Here is a 25173-nt window from a genome sequence, read left to right as displayed (position 1 = left end):
GTTTTGAAATGATAAGCTTGCCGAAAGTATAAAAATCAAGCATAAACCTGCCGAAAGTTACGGTATTTCGTATGCTCAGCGACCGAGAGTTTGAAGACTGGTGTCGCCGCCTTTGTTTACCAGAGGCGACAAAAGAACTGGTACAAACAATCCGTAATTCAGAACCAGTGAGGAAGGTAGGTGGCGGAGCAAAAAATGTTTGCGGCAGTTATCCAAGTCGCAAAATGGGGAAAACAATACAGTTTGAATCTCATAAAGTAGAACTGCCAGCGATCGTAGAGTACGAAAACGATGAAGATGTATTAGAGTACTATGACCAGCCAATTCGTCTAAGTTTATCATTTCAATCAAAGAGCGGACGTTGTGTAGTGACATCTCATACCCCAGATTTCTGGGTGATGCGGTGTCAAAGTGCGGGGTTTGAAGAATGGAAAGCTAGCGAACGGCTCAAAACACTAGCTCAGAAACAACCTACACGCTATCAGCAAAGCGAAGATGGTCATTGGCACGCTCCATCAGCAGAAACGAAAGTTCAAGCAATGGGACTGTACTATCATTTACGTACAGATATTGAAATCAACTGGATTGCTTACCGAAACTATCAGTTTCTTCAAGGTTATTTCCATCAAGAAAATACAGTTCAAAAAGAGGTAAGAAAAACAGTTGTTGAGTGTATTACGGCTGAATTGGATAAAATCTCTCGCTAATGTCACTGGTGTCGTACATATTTTATTTGGTACTTATGATTTACTCAACTGCTGTCATCTCAGTGGCCAAGTCAGCCGACGCAGCGATGATATACATTTACCTCGTTACTCAACCGACAGTCAAGAGGATATAGCTGAGTTTATGCGGGTGCTCCGAACATTTCAAGCACACTTACCTTTGGTTGAAGAACCTAGCTTGGTAGAACAGTATGAATATTTTTTGGATTACTCAGTTGGCAGCATTGGTCTGCTCATAACTTGGCTGACAAAAGCGTTACGAAATGCTTTGGCAGAGAACGCAACTTCCCTCAATGTGAAGTATATCCAACAAAACGAATACTCAAAAGCACGACGACAGCAAATTCAACCCTTAGTTGAGCAGTGCCCTCACTGCAACCAAAGATTTCCACCATTTTCAAGGCATTCTCGTCCAGGGTATTGCTCAATCTGCCATCTATGGTTAGGTGAGATGGAACTCAATCAAGTAGTTAATGAGCAAACTGATAGCGAAGACTTTTGGCGGCAACTTTTGATAGCTCCTGTGCTCTCCAATCAAAGCAATCAGCTTCTGTGGCAGTGCATGTGGTTCGATGATGCCGATGATTTAGCTGCCAATACGCCCTCTGACTTCCTACCACCCATACATCAGAACTAATTCTCCACCTCAACTTGTCCAGGTGTTTTGAAACCATAAACGTGCCGCTCCGGCAAACTTATGGTTACAGTCACACTGCAAACCGATACAGTCACAGCATGGGATGAACAGGTATTAATCGTCTTTAATATCGTATAAAAGATAAGGATATCTTATTTTGTGTTGTAGTGTTGTAATTTTTGTAATTTCAAGCATAATATGAGCAAACAGCTTAGTTAATAGTTTCAAGCGTGGCAAAACTCACCATTCAAATACCGGATGAACTGGCTCAACGTTTAGAACCGCTGCAACATCAGTTACCCGAATTGCTTTGGCGATTAGTGGATATTGAAGTGGGGCAAACAATGGAACAACCTACAGCCAATGTAGAGACGATAAACATTCCCGAAGTTTATCTGGAAGTGCTGGATTTCTTAATTAAGCGTCCCACACCAGAAGAAATTATTAATTTTAAAGTTTCGCCCCCTGCACAAATGCGGCTGCAAGTATTACTAGAAAAAAACCGCTCTGGTTCACTCACTCCAGTAGAAATAGCAGAGTTAGATGTTTACGAGCAATTAGAACATCTGATGATTTTATTGAAAGCGCGAGCCAGGGAAAATTAATCAGCCAAGATGACTGCTAATTCAATTTCTACAGAACTTAGAAAGCTGGTAGTAAATAGAGCTTTAGGACGCTGTGAATATTGTTTAATTCACTCCTGTTATTCAATTTATACTCACGAAGTAGACCATATCATTGCTGTGAAACATGGAGGCGAAACTGCGAGTGAAAATTTAGCACTTTCATGCCTATCATGCAATCGTCACAAAGGTTCTGATTTCGCTACTATAGATGCAATTACAGGAGAAATTGTCCCATTGTTTAACCCGCGTCGTCAAATTTGGAATGAGCACTTCTATCTTGAAGGTGCTTTAATTGAGGGAAAAACTCAGATGGGAAAAGCTACTACAAGGTTACTTAAGTTCAATATTCCCAATCGTGTGCTGCAAAGGCAAATATTAATGAGTCAACAAAAATATCCGTAAGTGATCAGTCGTTAAGTTTTGATTCCTGGTTTTTTAATTGGAGTTGTAATCAAATATTATCCAACAAATGAAAAAAAGCAATTACTACCTAACTTAATTTATGAACGCACCGCACCGTCCCCCTATCCTCAAACCAGAAGAAACTTACACCTTCCGCAAATACTTTGATTTAAGATTTGCTCCTGCTGATATTCTCCGCGAATTGGGTACAGGTCTAGTTAAAATGAGCCTAAATTTGCCGTTGAGTAATCATCCAATTACTCGATTAACTAACTTAAAAGAGCGGTTAGAAGAAGCAATTACTCGTGTCAGTCTCACCAGTGAAGCAGCACGACGGGAAGTGTTAATTGCTCCGATTTTATTAGAAGTGGCACATATTACCGAAGCAATAATTAATATTGAATATCCGATAGAAATTAATCAATTCCTCCGAGGAGATTTGGACTATTACTTACAATCTCAACATCAAATACTGGTTGTGGAAGCTAAACAAGCAGATTTAACAAGAGGATTTACACAACTAGCTGTGGAATTAATTGCCATAGATTCTTGGATAGAATCGGATGAACCTACATTGTACGGTGCAGTGACAACAGGAGATATTTGGCAGTTTGGTAGTTTTCAAAGAGATAATCGGGTAGTAACTCAAGATTTAATGTTATATCGTATTCCCACTGATTTGCAGGAATTAATGCAGATTTTAGTTGCTATTCTCAAGCCATCAAACTCTTCTCAAAGTGCTTAACAAACTACGGCGCTTTTTTGTCCAAGAGTTCTATAATCAGTCAGTTTTGTGGTGAGTCTAAATCCCCATTACAAAACTATATTTCCGACTTCCGACTTCTGACTTCTTTAATTAGATTGCCTAGCTACAGTGGGAAATTTAAAAATGATTTCGAGTGCAGATTCTTTACTACCCATTAAGCGTCAGGTTACAGAATATGCAGTTAGCTAAAACAACAATCAGTTCAAAATTGACTTACCAACCGCAAGCAACTGATACAAATATTGAGGCAGACATATATCTGTTCTCTCGCCTGCGGCAACTTTCACTTTCCCAACGCTTAGAAATGTTCATGGTTCATGAGCGAGGAGTGAAGAAACTTTGCCTTGCAGGAATTAAATCTCGGCATCGTGAAGCACCTTTAGAGCAAATACGTCATGTATTTACCCGTGCTGTACTAGCAGAAAAATATCGGATTGATTTTCATCCCAAAGGTGATGATGAAAGTATGTGGATTCAAGATTCTATCTCGTTAGCAGCAGAGCTACACCAAATTTTTGAGTCAACTAATATCCCTTACTATGTAACTGGTGGTGTTGCAGCTTCCCTACATGGAGAACCGCGTTCGACTCGTGATTTAGATTTGGTAATTGAAGTTCAACCAGAGCAAATTGATTTGTTGGTAGCAACACTTGAAGGTGCAGGACACTACTGCCCAACAGGTGCAGTTGAGGGTTTAAAGCAAGGACGTGAGCGAATCCTAAATATTACACATACTGAAACTATTGCAAATGCTGACTTATATATTACAGACGATTCAGCATTTGCAGTATCCCAAATGGTACGTCGCCAGCTAATTGACTTAGAAGGAATACCAAAGTTTTGGGTAGCTTCGGCAGAAGATACAATTTTACAAAAATTGCGCCCTCGTAAAGAAAGTAAATCTGAAAAACAGTGGCGCGATGTGTTAGGGATATTAAAGTTGCAAGCAGAAAATTTGGATTACACATACCTGACAAAATGGGGAGAAAGTTTGGATTTGGTTGATGTTTTGAGCCAAGCATTGACTGAAGCTGGTTTGTAATTTTAATGCGGAGAGAGGTACATTGATGTGGGTAACCAAAAGCTTCTGGCTAATTGAAGAGGGGAGGTGAAAATTAATGAATTACAGCGCAGATTCTTTACCACCAATTAAATTAATTCCTATTGAAGATACCGCACTGAATAGAGAGTTAGGAGTTAGTAAAAGACCTGCAAAAACAACTGCACCAACTGATATCCAGTGGGTGAAAGTGCTGGAATTTTTACGCAGTAATAACCTTGCTCCTAACAGCCGCAAGCTATATGAACGAGAACTGAAACGCTTTTTAGGATGGACACAGTTGAACTATCATGAACTACGTTCACGTCACTTAGGGCAGTACAAACAGTATTTGATGTCAGAAGTCTGCACAGACGCAGGTAAACCACTTTCTAAAAGCAGCGTCAATGCAAGTCTTGCAGCTATCAAGAGTTTTTTCAAATGGTTGACTCTCACTTATCCAGAGATTATTACTACTAATCCCACACAGGGGGTAAAGCTAGAAAAAGTACCTCTACCACCTGCACAAAGTTTAACAGCAGAACAAATGCAATCGGTGTGGTCAGCTTTAGAATTGCTAGGAGAAACAAAACAACGGGATACTGCACTTGTTCATATCCTCAGTCATGGACTTCGCGCTGGGGAAATTGTACAGCTAAATGTTGGGTCTTTTGATGGTAAACTGCTGTTTTTACCAAATACCAAAACTAATGAACCGCGCCTAGTGCCATTGCGTTCTGAAAGCCGCGAAGTGTTACAAGAGTATTTGCGATCGCGCTCTCGACAGGGTGAAGAGTTGAACAGCGACTCCCCATTGATGATTTCACACCATGCCTCCTATAAGGGCGAACGCTTGAGTTATCATGGCATTTACTTTGCCATAGAAAAAATAGGTGAACTAGCTGTTATTGAAGATTTACATCCCCACCAATTTCGGCATACCTATGCAACGGATTTATTGCTACTGGGTGTAGACCCAACTCATGCGCGGAAGTTGACGGGACATCAAAGCGAGAAGGCGTTTCGACGATATACACTCCGTAGTGAACAAGAAGCAGCGATCGCTGCTTACTATCGTGCCATAGGTGAGGAAGAAGTGGAGTAGCATATGCCAAAGCCACTGAATACCAAGTGTCAGTTGTGTGCCAAGTTACCAACTGCTAAAGCTAAGGTATTGCATGGGACTGAAGGGGATGGATGCTGGAATCCTCGTGTATGCCATAATCGCCGCTCGTTTTACCGCAGCCGAACTGAAGAAAAATCTGGCATTGATTCGATAACAGTTGAACCACCAGCAACGTATTTTGCAGTACTGTATTTATATAAAGAACCGGGAGAGAAACCATTGCACGCCTTGGGTGCTGAACTATGGCTGGGACAAAAACCAATTTGTCGCTTGTCACCAATTCACTGTTTTGGGTTGACATCCGGTAAGATACGTGCATATACAGACCAGGTATTGCAGGCATTTGCTAGAGAATATGGTGTCTCGCTATATCAATATAAGGATATGTTTGAGATTAGTCCAATTCACTGTCCAGTGCGTCCTTGTCCGTTAAATCCGGAGTTATAAAGATGACTGCATATCGCCAATTAACAATCTGGGATGTGCTTGATGAGATGTCGGAAGCGCCACCAGATTCAACGCTTGCTCCAGTGTGGGAATGTTTGGATGCAGAACTCCATGATTTATCTGTAGAAGCACAGTTAGAAACCGTAGGTGTTGCGTTCAACCAAATTGCAGATATTCTGAAAATGCGCGCTCAGTCACTTTTGCAAGATGTGCGCTCGAGCAATAGTCCCGATGGCCCAATTGTCAGCACTGATATATTCGCTGGATTGGTGCGAACAACAATGCAACTGGATTTGGATGATTTGATTGAACCATTGATACCGCAGACTTTTAAACCACACGGGGTACATCAGTTTTCAAATGTTGTCCAGAAGAGTGATTCAGTGGTAGCACCAGTGGAAAAAGAGCAAGTCTTAGAAATGTTGTCGTCAGTCAACAGTATAGAAGATGTTCACAAGTTGGCTGGGGATGAAGATGTGCTCAAGTGGCAAAGTGCGATCGCTAACTACTTGGTAAATGTCAAAGATGAAATTTCTCTAGCTAAATTACAACATGTGTTACAGATGCCAATGGTGGAGGTATGGCTAGGATTGTTGTTAGGTAGTTTTCAACTCCAACAACGTGGAGACTTTTATCACAGTCAAAATGTCTGGGTAATTGCAAATGTTCAAAAGTAGGTAGAACTATTTCAAACAGACTTTCTCCACAGTTTTTTTTGGTGAAAATCGTTCTTTCTATTTTGATTCTTCTCTATACAGGCTTTTGATGTCTATTTAGTATATGTCCATTAAAGAATTATTTGTCATTTTTCAAGAATTAGTGTCAAGTGGTGTAAGAGGCTAAAAACCTTATAAATAAAGGGGTTGGTGCTTTTTGCCGCTTTTATATATCTTGAAGACTTTTAAATAATTAAATGCCTTTTCTTGAAAAAGTGGCTCGACTAAGCTTAAATAATTAAATGCCTTTTCGGGCGCAAGTAGCACGTTTGTAATACTTAAAAGCATCAATGCTAGAAAAGAAAGCTAGACAAGATGAACAAAACAATCTGTTTGAGGTGGCACCCATAGGGACGGAGTTGACGGTGTCCACTCAACAAGACCGCAAAATCTTGATTGAGCAAATTGAGGATGCCCAAACGAAAACAGAGATTCTTTTAAAAATGGATGCAATAGAGGATATCCGTACTGCTTCTGGTGATAGCAAACAAGAACGTATCAAACAGTGGGCGCAAAAGTTAGGGAAGCATCCACGAACCATTACCCGCATGTTGTCTAAAGCTGACAAAGAAGGATTAGCAGCAATAGCCAAAGCCACACGCTCAGATGCTGGGAAACGCAGAGGGAAAAAGCAATGGCATCAGAGCGTGGAGTATTGGATAGATTTTATCGAAAAAACCTATAAAGATGGCAATAAAAATAGCCGTCGCATGAATCGCAACCAAGTTTATAACCAGGTTCAGGGACATGCCGAATTAGAATTAGGGTTGAAAGAGGGTGAATACCCAAGCCATGTTTTTGTTTATCAAGTGCTAGCTCCCTTAGTTGAAAAGAAAAAAGTCCGGCATCCAGGGCAAGGTTCTCGGATTGTAATTAAGACAACAGCAGGAGAGTTAGTAGTTGAGCGTAGTAATCAAGTCTGGCAAATAGACCATACTCGTTTAGACAGTTTATTAGTAAATGAAAATTTGGAACTAGCTGGTAGTCTCTACATTACTGTTGTCATCGATAGCTATTCCGGGTGTGCAATGGGGTTCTATCTAGGCTTTGAGGCAGCAGGATCTCATGAAGTAGCGCTAGCTCTGCGTCATGCTATGAGGCCCAAGCAGTATCCGCCTGATTACCAAATACAACATGAGTGGATGCTTGCGGGTTTGCCTGAGTATATTGTCACAGACCGAGCTAAGGAATTTAAATCTGGGCATTTGCGACAAATTGCAATGGATTTGAACATTCAACTACGGTTACGTGCTTATCCGCAGCAAGGAGGTTTAATTGAAAGCCTGTTTGACAAGGCAAATAAGGAAGTTTTGTCAATGCTACCAGGCTATAAAGGCTCCAATGTCCAAAAAGACCATCAGATGCCGAAAAGTATGCCTGCATCACCTACGAAGAATTTGAAAGAATATTAACTCGATATTTTGTTGACCACTACAATCAACATCTCTATCCAAGAGTCAAGAATCAGACACGAATTCAACGGTGGTGGGCAGGGTTAATTGGCAAACAACCTCAGCTGCTAGAAGAACGTGCGTTAGATATATGCTTAATGAAGACAGTACCGCGCTGTGTGCAAGCGTATGGCTGTGTACAGTTTGAGTGTTTAATCTATAGTGCTACTTGGCTACAAAAATTTGAGGGACAACAAGTCACTCTCAGATACAATCCCAGCAATATTGTTACTCTCCTAGTTTATAGCGTGGAGAAGAACAATCAAGCATCTGTTTTTCTAGGTACGGTAAAAGCCAGAGATTTAGATGAAGAACGACTGTCGTTGAAAGAGTGGAAGGCAACAAAGCAAAAAATTCGCTCTGGTGGTAAAGCTATTGACCAGTCATCAATATTATCAGAGCGACTAGCTTTAAATGAGTTTGCTCAAGAGAAAATCAAGACACTTAAACAACGACGAGCTTCAGAACAAAAACGGATTAACCGCAAATTAAATCAAAGCAAAGTTATTGAATTATTTCCTGAAGAAAAGGAGACTGCTGTTGTTTTAGAAAGGGAAACAGATGCTCCTGAACTATCTGAACAATCAGCTTTCAACTTGGTCAGTGAACCCAAACAACAATGCGTTAAACCGATTCCAACCATTGCTTATGACTGGAACCAAATTATGGAAGAGAATTGGTAGTCTTTATGGCGCAATCATCACTAAATTATCAACAATTGTTAGAAGAGCAAGAGCCGGAAACTGACCTGGGGGCGCTATCAAAACATTCGCCAGAAATAGAATCTTTAATTGAGCGTCTGAGAAAAAGTGATACCTATTACCTTTTCATCCGAGACCGACAACTTTTCAACTGGTTAGATTTGCAACGTGACTCTAGAGCTAATGGTTATGTTGTTGCAGTTAGTTGTGCAGATTTGAGAAAAGCTTGTCAATTTTATCGCCTGAGATATGTGCGGAAACGAGGAAGTTTACATACAATTCCCATGCCTGTTGTTTATGCACAAGTTCAACAGCCTGGTTCTCCAACAGATTTATTTCTAGCAATTTTGTCAGAACTGAGTAATCCTTTTACGGGAGTATGTCAATTAAAACTTTTAAGAAATCGTACTTGGATGACACTCAGTTACTACAACGTTAGTGTGCTAATCGTTGGGAATGCACATTACCTCAGCTATCAATCTTTTAACGAGCTTGTTGAAATTGCTCGCCACTTAAAAATTTCCGTAATTCCTGTAGGTTCGCTTTATCTACACGAAATTCTCACTCGTCAAAGTAAGAAATACACGGATGTAGCCAATACATTCTTAGATTGGCATGAATTTAGCTCATTCCAGAAGCAAGAAATAGCCGAAGTCGTATCAAGTTGGGAGTCTCAAGTTCTAGGCGAATGGAAACAACCATTAAATCTCGCAAGTGATAGTGCCGTCGTAAACATTCTTTATGAAAGGTCAGGGGGACAGGCTGAAACTCTATATGAAATGCTACGAAAGATTGCCATCTTTTCCCTAGAAAAGCCTGACTTAGCTCTCAATGTTTCATCTTTGAAATCCATTTTGTTGACTCGTAGTAAACCTACTAGCAGAATGTCCATTTAGCTGAATAATCCCACATATAAGAATTGTTAATAGAGCATCTTACTAGTTAAAATTACCATTCGTCTCTAGCGCGTGCATCAGTAACCCCACTTTCATAAAGGTAAGTAAGTCTTTTCAGTTTTCTCTTTCAATCCCCGTTATTTTTAATATAGCTGCATCTAAAATATCAACATCACTTTGGGGATAAGTGAAAGACTCAATATTACGAAATAGCTTTTTCTTAGGTAAAGTTCCATGCCTTTGTTTAAAAGCGTCATTGGCATACAATTCGATATGTATGAGTTGATTGTCAGTTATTTCTATTCCTAAATATTTAGCTCGTTCTTTGACTAACCAATACTCTTGATTTTGAGGATTTATTTGGTGTTCTTTACCTGTTTGCTGTAACTCAGCTATATATTTATCTAGGTAAGAGGGCAAACGTTGTTCTAGATACTTATCTACCTGTTGTTTAATCAGCTGTTCCCAATCTATTTTTCCTTGAGCTGTTATCTTCTCTAAACTCATAGCTAGTTCGTCTAAGGAATTATCTACGTAGTGGGAGATAAAATCAATTAGTACGGCAGTGGCTGTTGTACTGTTATCTCGACACTGGCGGGTGAACTTTTCCCAAAGTTCTACATCGCAGTTGAATGAAGCTAGTCGTTTATTACGTCCAGTGTTGCTCATATTTATCTCTTGTCTAGGTACTGTTATAGGCACTGTCACCAGGCTCTAACACTGTTTCTATCTTTACAGGTATTACCTATAATTTACCTATATAGCAGTTCTCAAGTCACACAGCCAATTGCGCTCTTGATGATGTGGATCATGAAACCGTTCTTCTAGCACTTGCTCTTTCTTGACTGTCGCTGTTGTCAGTGCAAGTGACACTAATTCTTTAAAACTGAATCACAGGTGATTGAGCATTTCTCTATTTGCACTGGACTCAAAACATCAAGTAACTGGACACTAATTCTTTAAAACTGACAAATAATTCTTTAATGGACAGCCAAGGTGATGGCGGGATATGGTGTGTTCACACCCAAGCACGATCGCCATCTTTAACGATAGTTTTTTGATCCAAGTTATTCAGGCGATCGCATTTCTCAAATACAATTAACCCTTAACGACTTCTATAGTAATTGACATTGCAGCCAGTTTGTTTGTATCCATACCTTGCACTCCCGCTGGTAACTGTCCCGCGCCACCGTTTGTCCCACGACGAGTAGCGGTGTCTAAGTCTTGCAGTAATGTATATGCTATGTCTAAAAACTCGTCGGTTATGGGGATTGCACCACGTTTGGTAGTACCCCCTCTTTTGGCTATTTTCTGGATGGCTTTGATGGATTCGCTCAACGGCGATGTACTAGCGACAATTAATGCTTCCGTGATTCCTAATGGTTCAAGGATTTCCAGTGTAAACGTATCTTCTGCCTCATCATCAGGAATAATTCGCTTTTCTCCTGCTCGGATTAAAGCCGCTTTTTCTGATAGAGAAATCAACTTATTGTCAGGAAAGATAGTGGCTATTTCACCTTCAGCATCAATCACAAAAATGCTCACGTAAAGGTCAACTGACTCCTGATTTTCTATTTGAAAGGCTATTTGTGTCCCTAGAGGTAATTTAGAAATACCATTATCTGTAATAGTCACTGGTTTTTTAGGTTGTTGGGTATTGGTACGACCGCGAACTGTAAAGGCTTTGCTGATAATTGTTTGGCTTTTAGCAATGTTCATTGAGGCAGTAACTTTTAACCTGGATGTATTGGTATTGCCTACCATTTGCTTAATAATTCGCGCCGCCAATAATGATTTAAACTTAGATTTTAACCAATATTCATCACCCACTCGTACAGAATTCATACGCTCATTCTGACTCCTGTGTTCTGAATTCTTCTTATAAAGTTGCTTTGCTTTTTTACTTATCCACGGATAAATCCGGGGGATTTAGACCATTATTCATCCACCGAAGTCACCACAACGGGGAGGCAGCCGTGTGGGCGGGTTTCCCGACTTGAACGGACTGCCGTGGGAACCCCCCGAAGTCGCCACAACGGGGAGGCAGCCGTGTGGGCGGGTTTCCCGACTTGAACGGACTGCCGTGGGAACCCCCGCACGGCGCTTCTCTCCGCACGGTGCTTCTCACCAGTCGCACAGAATTCATGGCTGAATTCTGGCTCCTGACGGATGTATTCTGTTAGATAAAAATGCCCACACCGTTATTAACGGGTCGAATAATCGCTTTTTATATTTAATCTTTAATTCAGAGATTGCTTGTCTAATTGTGGTTTCTGGCAATAGTTCTTTAAAAGGTAGCCCCAAACTCTGGCTGAATTTATCCTTGAGAATTTGTACTCTTAGTGTCACAGTGGTGTTTATGATGTTGGCTTATTCGTCTCAAAAAAGTATTTCATAGACGAGTAAGCTTTTTCTACCTTGAAAAATTTTTGGGGCAGCCATACATCATCTTGAAGGATGCGATCGCCTGGATCATCCCATTACTGCGCTCTCTAGCATTAAAAGCTGTATCCCTTGTTGTGTATGGCTTATAGCTTTTCTTAGTGCCATTCGGTTAGATGCCCATGAAGTTTCTGATACTTCATGGACATTGCCATGATGCTAAAACGGCAGCAGATAAATTTGCTGTTACAGTTCCAGAGATAGATGAGGATTATCTCAACTTTCATCCTTTTTAACTCGGAATTCAGAGGTGTGCGTGACAAGCACCAAATCATTGAGGAGCCGTGTGAAATTAACGTTTCATGCACGGTTTTGTAGCCGAGTCAGAGAGGTGACTTTCTGGCTTAGGCATCCACCTATCTACCCCTATTTTCCATTTGAGTATGCTCAAGGCAAATCTTTAGTTGTTCTGCCAAAATCTGAACATGGGGTAAAGCAATCATTGTTTGATGATCTCCAGGAACAAAGTGAACCTGCACTGGTTGGGTAGAAAGTTCACGCCAACCTTGTGCTAGCTCAGTTAATTTAGATGCAAAGTTTTGACTATCCTCAGTAGAGAAAAGAGTAATACTGTGGGGGTAAATTTGTGGTTGATAATTCCTGATAGCTTGCTGATCACTTCTACAAACTTGTAAATAATAACCTATCTGCTCAAGTGTGACATCTGGAGAAGTTAAACTAGCTTCTTTCATTTGCTGCAAAATATAGCGCAATTGCTCCTCTGCTTCCATATGCTGGATTTCTGGTGCTGATAGCAACAATTCTTTGCCAAAAGATTGAGCTGTAGCTATGGCAAGTTCAGTTAATAATTTAGTATCATCTTCTACTTGATAATTAGTAGTTATCTGATTTGCAATTGGAGCTTTACTATCAAACAAGGCTAACAAAGCTACTTGTTCACCTTGACTTTGTAACTGATTGGCAATTTCAAAAGCTATCACACCTCCCATTGACCAACCGCCTAAAAAGTAAGGCCCTTGAGGTTGCACTGCACGCATGGACAAAATGTGGTGATTTGCCATGTCTGCAATTTGAGAGTAAGGCTGTAATGGTTTTTCAAATAATGTTCTAGTTTCTTGCAGTCCATAAAAAGGCTGATCTGTACCCAAGTAACGTGCCAAGTGATAGTAACAGAGGACATTACCACCATAGGGACGTACACAGAAGAAAGGTGGTTTTGTACCTTTTGGTTGAATTTCTATCACCCCAGTAGAAGATACAAATTGCTGTTGTTGAGTAATGATACCAGCTAAATCTTCAATTGTTCCTGCTTGAAAAAGCGAAGATAGGGGAATATCTTGCTGAAACTGTTGCTGAAGTTTGGCTATTAGTCGTACCGCTAGTAAAGAATGACCACCTAAGTCAAAAAAGTTATTTGTGACTCCAATGGGTTTGATATTTAAAATATCTTCCCAAATTTGCGTTATTTGCAGTTCCAAGTGATTGCGTGGCGCAACAAATGCTGTTTCTAATTTTGAGTCACTATCAATAGGTGGAGGTAGTTCACGTCGATTAACTTTGCCATTTGGTGTGAGTGGTAAAGCTTTTAGCAACACTATAGCAGCAGGAATCATGTACTCAGGTAACTTATTTCGTAGGAAATCGCGCAACTCGATGATCAGTTGAGAATGAGATGCGATCGCTTCTTTGGCTACTATATAAGCAACTAAACATATATTCCCCAGTTCATCTTCTCTAGCAATTACTACAGCCTGTTGTACCTTTGGATGTTGGCACAGCACAGATGCAATTTCATCAGGTTCTATGCGAAAACCCCTCAGCTTCACTTGGTTATCGATGCGTCCCAAAAACTGGATGTTACCATCACTTAGCCAACGTGCCAAATCTCCTGTTTGATAAAGTTTTGTTTCTGGTTGAGTGCTAAAAGGATTAGAGATGAATTTTTGTGCTGTTAACTCCGGTTGGTGGAGATAGTGACGTGCTACCCCATGACCACCAATATACACTTCTCCTGGCACATATATGGGCACGGGTTGCAAGTTTTCATCCAACAGATAGATTTGTGTGTTAGCTAGAGGAGAACCCAAGGGAACAGTTCCTGGCAGTCTTTCTAACTGATTAGTAGGATGATTAATCTTGAATGTAGTCACTCCTATAGTGGCTTCAGTGGGACCATAATGATTGAAAATCACACAATTAGGAGCGATTTGATGAACTTTTTCAATCAACTCCCAACTAACAGTTTCACCACCGAGAATTAATCTTTGCCGTGGCAAAATAGCTTTGGGATCGGCAGCGGTAAGTAAAGCTTCTAAGTGAGAAGGAACAATTTTTAAACAGTCTATGGGATGGCTGCGACAGTAAGCGGCTAGCGCCTCTGGGTTAGTTGTCCGCTCGGCAGATATAATGTGTAGACATCCACCTGTACACAGAGATGGAAAGATAACTGTATTACCTAAATCAGCAGCTAAGGTAGAAACAGTAGCAAAGTGAGCAGGTGACGGTAGTTCAATGCGAGTCAGAATGGCATTGACATAATTAACTAGAGATGAATGTTCAATACTTACTCCTTTAGGATTACCTGTTGAGCCGGATGTGTAAATTGTATAGACCAAATTAGTATCAGTCACACCACTATCAAGGTTAGCGGCTGATTCATTTTCTGGAACATCATCCCAACACACACATTGCAAGTGTAACTGTTGCAGTTTCTCTACTAAATGTGTTTGGGTAATTACTAGGGAAACTTGAGCATCCTGTAAGCGCAAGGCAATGGCTTCTAGCGGTAAAGCTGGGTCAATTGGTAGATATGCTCCTCCAGCTTTGAGAATACCTAAAATCCCCACAATCATATCTAGAGAACGTTCGACTACAATCCCAACTATTACCTCTGGCTGGACTCCCATTGTCTGCAGATAATGAGCAAGTTGGTTAGCGCGTTGGTTGAGTTCTGTATAAGTTAATTGCTGTTGTTCATAGACGACGGCTATTTGATTTGGGGTGCGTGTTACTTGTGTTTCAAATAGCTGGTGAATACATTGGTTTTGCGGTATGTCAACTTGTGTATGATTAAACTCTATCAGTAGCTGTTGACGATCGCGATCGCTCAAAATTTCCAGTTGATTAATTTTAGTCGATGGAAGTGCGATCGCACTTGCTATCAATGTCTGCAAATGTCTGGCTAAACGCTGAATATCCTCTGCACAAAAGCAGTTCACGTCATAATGAAGTTTTGCCGTGACAAACTCTGCTGCACGCACACACTCCAGTTTTAATTTAAATGGTTCAATACAAGCATAATCTTGCTCAATCGAAAAGGATACTTCTCCCGCTGAATAAGTTGCGGCTTGCTGATGAAAATCAAAACTAAATGCCAACAAACATGAATCTAATTTTGAGCCTGTAAATTGAGCGAATTGTTCCCAGTTAAAATACTCTTCCCATTGCTCAACATTTTTTAAGCTAGTATTTAATATTTGTAAGCATTCACTAAAACTATAGTTTTTTTGGAGTTGACAATGTATTGGTAAATATTTAGCAAATAGACCACAACTAGTTTGCAATTCTTCATACTTACGTCCATCACAACCTACGCCAATAATGATATCTGTTTGGTTAATAAATCTGTATATTATAACATACCAACAAGCCAAAAAGAAAGTAGAAATATCTGTATGAGACTGCTGTGTAATTATCTCAACTTTATCTAGTAGATGCGATGGTATTTGCAACTCAACTGTATGAAAATTAAATTTATTGACTACTTGAGAAGATTTAAGTTCAAAAGGCAGTTTTAAAGTCTCAACTAGTAATAAATCAGGATTCTGCCAATATTCCAGACCAGATATAGATTCTGTGTCTTCTAGTAATTGATTTTGCCATTCAGAAAACTGGATATATTGTACAACTTCCTCCTCAGTTATTTCATTCACAGAGGCATTATAGAAATAACTAATTTCTTGCACCAAATTCTTTAAAGTCCAACTATCAGCACAGATTGATGGCATAGTCACAATTAAAATATATTTATGTGCTGACAGTTTCAGCAGCGAACAACGTAAATTTACACCTCTTTCTAAATCGAAGGGGATAAATCTTTCTTGCTGCAATAAAGCGTCTATTCGGCTTAGTTGCTGTTGTGATTCCCAAGTTGACAAATCAATTTGCTGACATAAAAATTGGCTACTCGCTTTGATAACTTGAATTGGGGTTGTAATTCTTTGTGGACGCACAAACGCTGTCCGCAGAATTTCATGTCGGTTGATAACTTGTTGTAAAGCCGCTTGCAAAGTTTCGCTTTTGAGGTTTCCTTGGCGGAGAATTGCAGCTTGTACACAGTAAACTGGGTTATCTTGTTGTAACAACCACAGACGCTTTTGCTGAGGTGAAAGCCTAAACCCTTCGATTACTTGATTTTCTATTTCTATTGGTGACATTTTAGAATTTTTCTCCTCAGGTTTCTTGGCTGACCATTTCCCCTAAAGCAACTACAATCTTGCGAGAACCAACATAGGGATTGCGTCCATGTGCTGTCAGCATATTATCTAACATTAAAATATCGCCTTTCTGCCAGGGGAAACTAATAGTAGCTTGTTGATAAACAGCAGAAATTTTCTCAATTACTGAATCGGGAATCGGAGTGCGATCGCCATAATAAACGTGTCGTGGTAAATTATCTAAACCGAACAATGACAGCAGCGACTCGCGCATTTCTGTTTCCATGCAAGCAATATGGTGTAACTGCAACTGATTAAAAAACACCATTTCTCCAGTTTTAGGATGTTTTGCGACTGCTGGACGCAATTCACTAGTTTGTAAAACATCTCCATCTTTCCATTCAAAATCAATTCTATGTTGACGACAATAATCTTCTACAACTGTTTTATCTTGAGTGTGAAAAAAATCTTGCCAACTAACATCTATTCCCGGAATATAGTTACGAACATATAATAATTGCTTTTGCGTAAATTGCTCTATTATTTCTGGCTCAAGCATCTGATAAATCTGGCGACAATCAACAATTGGTGTTTCTCCCCTGGCTTGAGCAGGTTGCACGCAGAAAAACCAAATTTTCATCGGCCAGCAGTGCAGATGGGAGCTTTCATTATGGAATAAAATTGCTTTATCAGCCGGGTAAGGTGTAGAACCGTAGACTTTACCACCTATTTCTTCACGAGGTAAGTCACCGTATTCAGCAAACAAATTGGGACAAATTGCTTGAGCGAATTGCTCAAAATCTGTAACAGAGTCTACTTTAAACCCTCTAAATAAAATTGCCCCATGTTGTGATAGCTTACTTTCAATAAACTCAAGGCTACTCTTTGCCCAATCTACCAACTCAATATCATCAGTAACAGGTTTAATTACTAAAGGTAAGGACTGTTCAGGCTGCAAATATTCTGTCTGGATTAGGTCTTTCTCTGAAAGGCGGATGGCTTTCGGTTTAATAGCCTTAAACTTGCTAAAATTACTTTTTTCGCGTTTAATTTCCTGCATAGCTTGTTGCTGCTTTTCTGATTCAGTAAGCATTTCTAAAGTATTCAAACGTGCATCTGGTTGTTGAACAATACTATCTAATAAAGTTGCAAAATGATTTGACATTTTAGTGATGGTGGCAGCATCAAATAAGTCAGAGTTGTATTTCCAACAACCGACAATTTCATTTTCTGTTTCTGCCATAAATAAAGTTAAATCAAATTTGGCTGTTTCGTTCTCAATTTCCCACGGACTGAGCGTTAAACCGTTAAGCTCTAATGTCGGCATGGGTGCATTTTGCATGACGAACAAAACTTGAAATAATGGTGTTTGACTCAGGCTTCTATCTGGACGCAGTTCTGCTACTAATTTCTCAAAAGGTAAGTCTTGATGAGCGTAAGCTCCTAAAGCTACTTCACGTACCCGTTGCAATAATTGTCGGAAAGTCGGATTACCAGATAAGTCAGTTCGTAAAACTAAAAGGTTAACAAAAAAACCAATCAAACCTTCAGTTTCTACCCGGTTGCGATTAGCAACATCAGTCCCAACTACAATATCAGTAGCCCCTGTATAACGATGTAATAACGTCTGTAAAGCAGCCAATAAAGTCATATATAAGGTAACAACCTGTTTTTGGCTAAATTTGTGTAGCGATCGCGATCGCTGTGCAGATAGTTTAAAATTGACGCTAGCTACTGGGGATGGAACGTTATCAGAAATTGTGGGTCGTGGATGGTCAGTAGGCAAGTTTAAGACAGGCAAATTACTACCTAACTGCTGTTTCCAATAAGCTAGCTGCTTTTGCAGTATCTTTCCCTGTAGCCATTTTCGCTGCCAAACTGCAAAGTCTGCATACTGAATAGCTAGTTCTGGTAAAGGTGTGGGCTTACCAGCACAAAACGCCGGATAAAGTTTTGTTAATTCGTGAACGAGTACACCCATTGACCAAGCATCAGAGATGATGTGGTGCATAATCAGTTGTAGTGCATATTCTGAATCTGCTAATTGCACTAAATTGACTCGCAGCAATAAATCTCGTTCTAAGTTAAAAGGACGTTGCGCTTCCTCTACGAAAAATTGCGAAAGGTGAGAATGTGGATCAGCTAGGTGAGTAAAATCAACAATAGATAATTGAAAATCTCGTGTGGGATGAATTACTTGAACAGGTTCTCCCTCTACAGTAGTAAATGTAGTGCGTAAAGCTTCATGTCTATGGATAATTTCTTGGAAACTTTGTTTTAGGGCAGTTAAATTCAATTCTCCCTTAAGTAATAAAGCATCCGAGTCATTATAGGCAACGTTATCAGTATCTAGTTGATTTAAAAACCACAATCGCTGTTGAGCATAGGATACAGGGAGATAAGCTGTGCGGGGAAATGGTTGTAGAGGTATTTCTGCTAATTCTTGATCTGCTAATCTTGCCTTGTGAATATATTCTGCTAACCCGGCAACGGTGGGAGTTTCAAATAGACAACGTAAGGGAATATCGCGATTAAAAGTTTCCCGCAACCTAGAAATCACCTGCGTTGCTAATAGAGAATGTCCCCCCAATTCAAAGAAATTATCTTCAACACCAAGATAATCAACACCTAATATTTGAGCGCAAATAGTAGCGACAACTTGCTCTAAGGGATGACGTGGAGCTTTAGTATCGGGGGATTTTTGGGGAGAGGATTTAGTTAAAGCTGAATATTCGGGAATTTCATCGCTGGGAATACTTTCCCAAAGCATCTGAATCTTAGTGGCTGGCTGTTGCAAAATTGTTTGCAAAACAGTCTGGTAGTGTTTGAGGATTTTGCTAACGTTAACTTGATTAAAGCGACGTTGATCGTAAACTAAATGTAGGATTAATTCTTGTTCAGCACTGACGAGCAGTGTTAACGGATAGTTAGTACGTGCGCCTTGAGATTTGGTGTGGTGAATATCAATATTTAACTCAGAAAATTGATCCGCAGATAAGTCAGTTGGATAGTTTTGGAATACTAAAATACTCTCATAGAGAGCAGCCCCTCCCTTCAGTTCACTCCATTGATGAATTTGTCCACTAGGCGTATATTCATATTGCCGCAATTCAAAGTTTTGGGCTTGCAGTTCTTTTAACCAATCAAGAATAGATGTATCTGCTGGCACTTTAACTCGCAAGGGCAAAGTATTGATAAATAATCCGATAATTGATTCTACACCCATCAAGTCTGGAGGGCGACCGGAAACTGTAATGCCAAATATGACATCGGATTCAGTACTATAGCGACTCAGCAGCAGCGCCCATGCTGCCTGAACTAAAACATTGAGAGTCAGACGATTTGTCTTTGCCCAATCTCGCAATTGTTGTAATATTTCTGCATCTAGACTGACTGTATATTCACTATATATTTCTGTTGCATCAGTAAAGCTATTGGCTACTAATTTACCTAAAGCAGTAGGCTGAGTAAAACCTTGCAGGTTCTTACGCCAAAACTGTTCAACTTGAGAAATATCTTGCTGTTTGAGCCAAGTAATGTAATCTTGATACGGGCGGGGAGTTTCTAAATATAAATCTTGCCTTTTGCTAAAGGCTTGGTAAAAATTGAGTAATTCTTGAAAAATTATTGGTTGACACCAACCATCCATCAAAATGTGATGTTGAGTCCAGACGACTTCGTAGCGTTCATCATCCATCCGCAGCAACGTCAAACGCATGAGCGGTGGTTTGGATAGTGGAAAACCTTGAGTGCGATCGCTTAACATAAAATCTAGCAATCGCTGTTGCTGTGTTTGGGAGTCCAAACCGCGCCAGTCTTGTTGGGCAATAGATACAGCAATCTCTCGCAACACCACCATTAAAGGTTCTGCTTGCTCTTTCCACACAAACCCGGCTCTGAAGATTGAATGACGTTCAATAATTCTTTGCCAAGCTTTCTCAAACGCCTGAATATCCAAATGACCATGCCAAGCCCAGGTCGATTGTTCAATATGTATCTCTGAGCTAACACTAGCCAGAGTCTCGAACAGCATACCTTGTTGTGAACCCGAAAGCGGGTAAATCCCTTCTATATTCTTCTTGTTCACCTTATCCTCTCCTCAACCAAAGTCCATTTCTGCAAGTACGTTGTCTAGTTCCGTTTGACTCAATTCCACCTCTGGGAAATCAGAAGGTGTATAACCACCCACATCCGGGTTCTGACAGTGAGTAATAATTTCTTGTAGCGCCTGTAAAAAATTTCCTGCCAGTTTTTCAATTGTTGTGTGTCTATACAAACTTTGACTGTAAGTCCATTCCAGACACAATTTGTTACCCACAATCAAACCGTTAATTTCTAGTAATTGGCTGCGTTGACTTTGGTGATGATAAGCAGAACCACTAGCTTCAAAAGCAGGTACAAGCAAAGAAGCATCTGATAAAACTTGATCAAATTGACCTAAGTAGTTAAAACTTACCTGTGTTGGAGGAATGGCTTGCAATTGTTTCACAATATCGGGTTCATTGTGAAGATAACGCAGTATGCCGTAACCAATACCTCGGTTAGGAATTTGCCGCAGTTGTTCTTTAATCGTTTTCAGCGTATCTCCTGGTTGCCGAGATTCTAAAGATAGTAATACAGGAAATTCGGAAGTAAACCAGCCTACGGTACGTGATAAATCCACATGATTAAATATTTCTTCGCGCCCGTGACCCTCTAAATTTACCAAGACTGTGCTGCTACTCATCCACGGTGTGAAAGCATGTACCAATGCTGTCAGTAACACATCATTGATTTGGGTATTGTAGGTAGCTGGGACTTCTGTTAACAAAGCAGTAGTTTCTGCGGCTGTGAGATGCACAGATATAGTATGTGAGTCAGCAACCGTGTTAGTACCACCTAGATAGTCAACTGGTAAAGGTGAAACAGTGGCTTTAGATAAAGACAACCAGTGTTCTAGCTCTTGCTGTAGTGTTTTCGATTGTGCATAGTCTTGCAGAAGACTAGCCCACTGTTTAAAGGATGTAGTTTTTGCAGGTAATTTAACTGACTGACTTTGACTGAGTTGATGGTACGCACTTTGCAGGTCTTCTAGCAATATTCGCCAAGAAACACCATCCACAGCCAAGTGATGGATAACTACTAATAATCGCTGATTTTGCCTACCTAACTCGAATAAAGCGACACGCACCAAAGGGCCTTGACTGAGGTTGAGCGATGCCTGAATTTCTGTAGCTGCGGTTTCGATCGCTTGTAATGGTTCAGCAACAGATGATAAATCTATGTGAGTAAATACCTGAGAATTATCTGTACTGGGAATAAATTGTCTCCAGCCAGCTTTTGTTTGCTCATATCGCAGACGCAAAGCATCGTGTTGTTCTAGTAAATGCTGTATTGCTGTTGCTAACAGTTGGGGATTGAGTTGTTGCTGTGGTTCTAACAGTGCTGACTGATTCCAGTGATGGGGATGAGGAAAATCTTGCTCAAAAAACCAGTTTTGGATTGGTGTGAGCGGAACTTCACCTGTGACTAAACCTTGTTCTGCCTCTGGTAGGGTAATTGTACCTGCTACTGCTGCTAATTGCGCGATCGCTTGATGCTCAAACAGTTGCTTGGCTGTCAATTGCAAACCTGCTTGTTTGGCTCTTGCAATCACCTGAATACTGAGAATAGAATCGCCACCCAATTCAAAGAAGTTATCGTAGATACCAACTTGCTCAACCCTGAGAACTGCTGCCCAAATTTTGGCTAGTATCTTTTGAGCATCTGTTCTCGGTGGAACAAAACTTTCTTCTATTTCGGCGCGTATAAGATTAGGCTCAGGTAAAGCTTGGCGATTGAGTTTACCGTTCGGTAACAGAGGTAGCGCCTCCAACAGCACAAAAGCCGAGGGAATCATGTAGTTAGGCAACCGATTCTTGAGAAGTTGCTGCAAAGCCCCTATCAAATCATGACTCTGCTGTTGAGCTACCACATAGGCAACCAAACGCTGATTACCAGGGTTATCTTCCCGTACAACTACCGCAGTTTCTTTCACTTGTGGATTTTGGAGAATTGCCGCTTCTACCTCTGCCAACTCAATGCGGAAACCCCGAATTTTTACTTGATAGTCACTTCGCCCTAAAAACTCAATGTTGCCATCAGGCAGATAGCGAACTACATCTCCTGTACGATAAAGCCTTGTCCCTGAAAGATTGGGGTGAGAAATAAACCGTTGGGCAGTTAACTCTCGACGATTTAAATAACCCCGTGCTAACCCCGCACCACCAATGTAAAGTTCTCCTGGCACACCCACAGGTACCAATTGCAAATGTGCATCCAAGATATACATTTGGATATTAGCAAATGGTCGGCCAATAGGTAGCGATCGCTCTGGAGCTAAATCAGTCACATCTGCACAATAACAACTATCAATTGTCGCTTCTGTTAAGCCATAGGAATTAATAATTTGTGTATCTTGACTGCAATATTGTTTGGCTTGGTTATACTCACTCACATACCAATTATCAGAACCACAAATCACTAACCGCATCCAGTCTAGGCGCTGCCCACTTTCTTGCAGGTACTGCATTAGGTGACGAAATACTATCGGTACAAATTCCGCACAATCTACCTGGTGTGTATGTATAAGCTTGTACAACTGTGCGGGTTCCAGCAAAACATCTCGCGGACACAGTACCAATGTGCCGCCAGAACACAATGCTCTCACTAAGTCGCCTGCAAACACATCAAAGGAAAAACTGGCCATTTGCAGATGAGTTTTAATTTGATGCAGTTTGTAAGCTTTCTCCCAGGCAAAGTAGGCGTTGACTAAGCTTTGATGTTCAATCATCACGCCCTTAGCTTGACCTGTGGAACCAGAGGTATAAATGACGTAGGCTAAGTTATCTGCCCTAACTTGGCTATGGTAATTGGCTGGGCTTGCTTGGGCTATATGTTGCCAGTGAGCATCTAAACAAATGATTTTGCCTGTGTAGGCTGGAATTTTTGCGAGTAATTTGTCTTGAGTAAGTAGTAATGAAACTCCAGCATCTGCCATCATGTATGCGATTCGCTCTGACGGATAACTGGGGTCGAGGGGTAAATAGGCACATCCAGCTTTGAGTATGCCTAAGATGCCAACAATCATCTCTAAGCTGCGCTCTACACAAATGCCGATGAGTTGGTCTGGTTCTACTCCCTGGTGTTGTAGGTAATGTGCAAGTTGATTAGCTTTTTGGTTGAGTTGAGCGTAGGTTAGTTGTGCATCACCGCAAACTACAGCTATTGCTTGGGGAGTTTGTTCTACTTGTGCCTCAAATAGTTGATGGATGCAAATAACTCGTCTAAATTCTACTTGTGTCTGGTTCCACTGCTCTAACTGTTTTTGCTCTTGGTTGGTTAGTATTTGTAAATTACTAATATGCTCGGTAGGATTAACAATAATACTTTCTAATAAAGTAGAAAAATGATCTACCATACGGTTGATGGTAGCAGCATCAAATAAATCTGTATTGTATTCAATATTACCTATAAGTGCTTCTCCGACAACTTCCATTGTCAGGGAGATATCAAAGTTAGCTGTTTCCTGTTCTATTTCCAGAGAAGTTATAGTCAAATCAGGTAGGGAACAGTTGACTGTAGGCGTGTTCTGGAGGGTAAACATCACCTGAAATAGTGGTGTGTAGCTTAAGTCACGGGCTAGCTCCAACTCATCTACTAATTTTTCAAATGGTAAGTCTTGGTGATCGTAAGCTTCTAATGCAACTTTACGCGATCGCTGCAATAACTCTACAAATGTAGGATTACCCGATAAGTCTGTTCGCAACACTAAGGTATTGACAAAAAAGCCAATTAGCCCTTCTATACCCAAGTGGTTACGGTTGGCAATGGGTGAACCGACGAGGATATCAACAGCACCAGTGTAGCGATAGAGTAAGGTTTTGAAGGCTGCCAGCAGAGTCATGAATAAAGTAACTTCTTGCTGCTGGGAGAGGTTTTGTAATGCGGCTGTTAGAGAAGGGGTAAGTGTAAAAGATTGAGTGTTGCCTCTGTCAGTTTGAATTGCTGGGCGTGGACGGTCTGTAGGTAACTCTAATACTGGCAAATGACCACTAAGCTTTTGCTTCCAGTAGGTTAACTGGGTGTTTAAAACTTCTCCTTGCAGCCACTGACGTTGCCAAACGGCAAAATCTACGTATTGGATAGGTAATTCTGGTAAATTGTGTGGTTGTCCGCTATCTTCAGCTTTGTAAAGTGTCGTCAGTTCATGGATGAGTATACCTGTTGACCAGCCATCAGAAACGATGTGGTGCATGGTCAACAATAGTACATGATCTGTCTCACCCAAACGTAACAGCTTCACCCGCAGAAGCGAATCTGTTTCTAGATTGAAGGGTGTTTGCGCCTCTAGGGTGGCTAGACGCTGGACTTCTATTTCCTGTTCGGTTTCAGGAATTGTGTGTAAATCAATGATTGGTAGTTGTAGCCTTGTTGCTGCACCAATTACCTGAACTGGTTCCCCGTTTACGACTGTAAATGTAGTGCGTAAGATTTCATGACGAGTGACTATTTCATTGATGCTGTTTTCGAGGGCGGCGACGTTGAGCCTTCGTGTTAAGCGGATAGCGGTAGGAATGTTATGGGCACTACTTTCTGGTTCTAATTGGCTAAAGAACCACAGCCTTTGTTGAGCAAAGGATAGGGGGAAAGTCTGAGTATTTCGGCTTTGTGGTTGAATTTTGGTTGGCGAGATTTTCCCTTTTTGCTGGTTTAGCCGTTGCATCAACAAGGCACGCTTTTCGGGAGATAGTTCAGCAATTTTTTGCAACAAGCTACTCATGT

Annotated in this window: 18 protein-coding genes; 12 read left to right on the top strand and 6 right to left on the bottom strand. The window is 40.7% G+C overall.

What is annotated here, in order from left to right:
• The first annotated feature begins 71 nt into the window (after positions 1–71).
• The 12 genes from MIC7126_RS0110560 to MIC7126_RS0110510 all read left to right on the top strand — a co-directional run bounded on the left by MIC7126_RS0110560 (position 72) and on the right by MIC7126_RS0110510 (position 9532).
• On the top strand, positions 72–707 hold the full coding sequence (locus tag MIC7126_RS0110560) for a TnsA endonuclease N-terminal domain-containing protein (protein WP_017653113.1): 636 nt from the start codon (positions 72–74) through the stop codon (positions 705–707).
• Positions 664–1362: a hypothetical protein gene (locus tag MIC7126_RS28615; protein WP_081603017.1), complete on the top strand. Its 699-nt coding sequence runs from the start codon at positions 664–666 to the stop codon at positions 1360–1362. The genes MIC7126_RS0110560 and MIC7126_RS28615 overlap by 44 nt, the downstream gene beginning before the upstream one ends.
• A 230-nt stretch (positions 1363–1592) precedes the next feature.
• A complete protein-coding gene (locus MIC7126_RS0110550) occupies positions 1593–1967 on the top strand; it encodes a hypothetical protein (protein WP_017653111.1) in 375 nt (124 codons plus the stop codon).
• A gap of 9 nt (positions 1968–1976) precedes the next feature.
• Positions 1977–2390, top strand: coding sequence for an HNH endonuclease (locus tag MIC7126_RS0110545; protein ID WP_017653110.1), 414 nt, complete (start codon positions 1977–1979; stop codon positions 2388–2390).
• A 100-nt stretch (positions 2391–2490) separates the two neighbouring features.
• The gene (locus tag MIC7126_RS0110540) at positions 2491–3135 is read left to right on the top strand and encodes a hypothetical protein (protein ID WP_017653109.1); all 645 of its coding nucleotides are present in this window, start codon (positions 2491–2493) and stop codon (positions 3133–3135) included.
• Between the two features lie 196 nt (positions 3136–3331).
• The gene (locus MIC7126_RS0110535) at positions 3332–4198 is read left to right on the top strand and encodes a hypothetical protein (protein ID WP_017653108.1); all 867 of its coding nucleotides are present in this window, start codon (positions 3332–3334) and stop codon (positions 4196–4198) included.
• Between the two features lie 76 nt (positions 4199–4274).
• Positions 4275–5300, top strand: coding sequence for a tyrosine-type recombinase/integrase (locus tag MIC7126_RS0110530; RefSeq protein WP_017653107.1), 1026 nt, complete (start codon positions 4275–4277; stop codon positions 5298–5300).
• Positions 5301–5303: 3 nt separating this feature from the next.
• On the top strand, positions 5304–5768 hold the full coding sequence (locus MIC7126_RS0110525; RefSeq protein WP_017653106.1) for a hypothetical protein: 465 nt from the start codon (positions 5304–5306) through the stop codon (positions 5766–5768).
• A 2-nt stretch (positions 5769–5770) separates the two neighbouring features.
• Complete coding sequence (locus MIC7126_RS0110520; protein WP_017653105.1) at positions 5771–6445, top strand: hypothetical protein; 675 nt, start codon at positions 5771–5773, stop codon at positions 6443–6445.
• Positions 6446–6774: 329 nt separating this feature from the next.
• Positions 6775–7896: an integrase catalytic domain-containing protein gene (locus tag MIC7126_RS31930; RefSeq protein ID WP_238553633.1), complete on the top strand. Its 1122-nt coding sequence runs from the start codon at positions 6775–6777 to the stop codon at positions 7894–7896.
• A 137-nt stretch (positions 7897–8033) separates the two neighbouring features.
• The gene (locus MIC7126_RS31925; protein WP_238553632.1) at positions 8034–8618 is read left to right on the top strand and encodes a Mu transposase C-terminal domain-containing protein; all 585 of its coding nucleotides are present in this window, start codon (positions 8034–8036) and stop codon (positions 8616–8618) included.
• Positions 8619–8623: 5 nt separating this feature from the next.
• A complete protein-coding gene (locus MIC7126_RS0110510) occupies positions 8624–9532 on the top strand; it encodes an ATP-binding protein (RefSeq protein WP_017653104.1) in 909 nt (302 codons plus the stop codon).
• A 114-nt stretch (positions 9533–9646) separates the two neighbouring features.
• Here the strand turns inward: MIC7126_RS0110510 and MIC7126_RS0110505 are convergent, their stop codons facing one another.
• From MIC7126_RS0110505 to MIC7126_RS0110485, 6 genes are all read right to left on the bottom strand, one after another.
• Entirely contained in the window at positions 9647–10201 is a 555-nt protein-coding gene (locus MIC7126_RS0110505; protein ID WP_017653103.1) for a hypothetical protein, read from the bottom strand.
• A gap of 429 nt (positions 10202–10630) precedes the next feature.
• Positions 10631–11377, bottom strand: coding sequence for a DUF4384 domain-containing protein (locus tag MIC7126_RS0110500; RefSeq protein ID WP_017653102.1), 747 nt, complete (start codon positions 11375–11377; stop codon positions 10631–10633).
• Positions 11378–11674: 297 nt separating this feature from the next.
• Positions 11675–11881 (bottom strand): hypothetical protein, encoded by a 207-nt coding sequence (locus tag MIC7126_RS30355; protein ID WP_154655872.1) that lies wholly within the window; start codon positions 11879–11881, stop codon positions 11675–11677.
• Positions 11882–12330: 449 nt separating this feature from the next.
• Positions 12331–16371 (bottom strand): non-ribosomal peptide synthetase, encoded by a 4041-nt coding sequence (locus MIC7126_RS0110495; RefSeq protein ID WP_017653101.1) that lies wholly within the window; start codon positions 16369–16371, stop codon positions 12331–12333.
• Positions 16372–16387: 16 nt separating this feature from the next.
• A complete protein-coding gene (locus MIC7126_RS0110490) occupies positions 16388–20458 on the bottom strand; it encodes a condensation domain-containing protein (RefSeq protein WP_017653100.1) in 4071 nt (1356 codons plus the stop codon).
• Positions 20459–20470: 12 nt separating this feature from the next.
• Entirely contained in the window at positions 20471–25171 is a 4701-nt protein-coding gene (locus MIC7126_RS0110485; protein WP_017653099.1) for a non-ribosomal peptide synthetase, read from the bottom strand.
• Positions 25172–25173: the final 2 nt, after the last annotated feature.

Origin of the sequence: Fortiea contorta PCC 7126 (assembly GCF_000332295.1) — a bacterium.
Taxonomy (GTDB): domain Bacteria; phylum Cyanobacteriota; class Cyanobacteriia; order Cyanobacteriales; family Nostocaceae; genus Fortiea; species Fortiea contorta.
Note: the sequence above shows the minus strand (reverse complement) of the source record. Positions and strands in the feature narration are given on the sequence as shown.

Coding starts and splice junctions, on each gene's coding strand:
- MIC7126_RS0110520 (WP_017653105.1), top strand. CDS start 5,771: ATGACTGCATATCGCCAATTAACAATCTGGGATGTGCTTGATGAGATG.
- MIC7126_RS0110545 (WP_017653110.1), top strand. CDS start 1,977: ATGACTGCTAATTCAATTTCTACAGAACTTAGAAAGCTGGTAGTAAAT.
- MIC7126_RS0110505 (WP_017653103.1), bottom strand. CDS start 10,201: ATGAGCAACACTGGACGTAATAAACGACTAGCTTCATTCAACTGCGAT.
- MIC7126_RS0110485 (WP_017653099.1), bottom strand. CDS start 25,171: ATGAGTAGCTTGTTGCAAAAAATTGCTGAACTATCTCCCGAAAAGCGT.
- MIC7126_RS0110560 (WP_017653113.1), top strand. CDS start 72: ATGCTCAGCGACCGAGAGTTTGAAGACTGGTGTCGCCGCCTTTGTTTA.
- MIC7126_RS0110540 (WP_017653109.1), top strand. CDS start 2,491: ATGAACGCACCGCACCGTCCCCCTATCCTCAAACCAGAAGAAACTTAC.
- MIC7126_RS31930 (WP_238553633.1), top strand. CDS start 6,775: ATGCTAGAAAAGAAAGCTAGACAAGATGAACAAAACAATCTGTTTGAG.
- MIC7126_RS31925 (WP_238553632.1), top strand. CDS start 8,034: ATGAAGACAGTACCGCGCTGTGTGCAAGCGTATGGCTGTGTACAGTTT.
- MIC7126_RS0110535 (WP_017653108.1), top strand. CDS start 3,332: ATGCAGTTAGCTAAAACAACAATCAGTTCAAAATTGACTTACCAACCG.
- MIC7126_RS0110500 (WP_017653102.1), bottom strand. CDS start 11,377: ATGAATTCTGTACGAGTGGGTGATGAATATTGGTTAAAATCTAAGTTT.
- MIC7126_RS0110495 (WP_017653101.1), bottom strand. CDS start 16,371: ATGTCACCAATAGAAATAGAAAATCAAGTAATCGAAGGGTTTAGGCTT.
- MIC7126_RS0110525 (WP_017653106.1), top strand. CDS start 5,304: ATGCCAAAGCCACTGAATACCAAGTGTCAGTTGTGTGCCAAGTTACCA.
- MIC7126_RS0110530 (WP_017653107.1), top strand. CDS start 4,275: ATGAATTACAGCGCAGATTCTTTACCACCAATTAAATTAATTCCTATT.
- MIC7126_RS0110510 (WP_017653104.1), top strand. CDS start 8,624: ATGGCGCAATCATCACTAAATTATCAACAATTGTTAGAAGAGCAAGAG.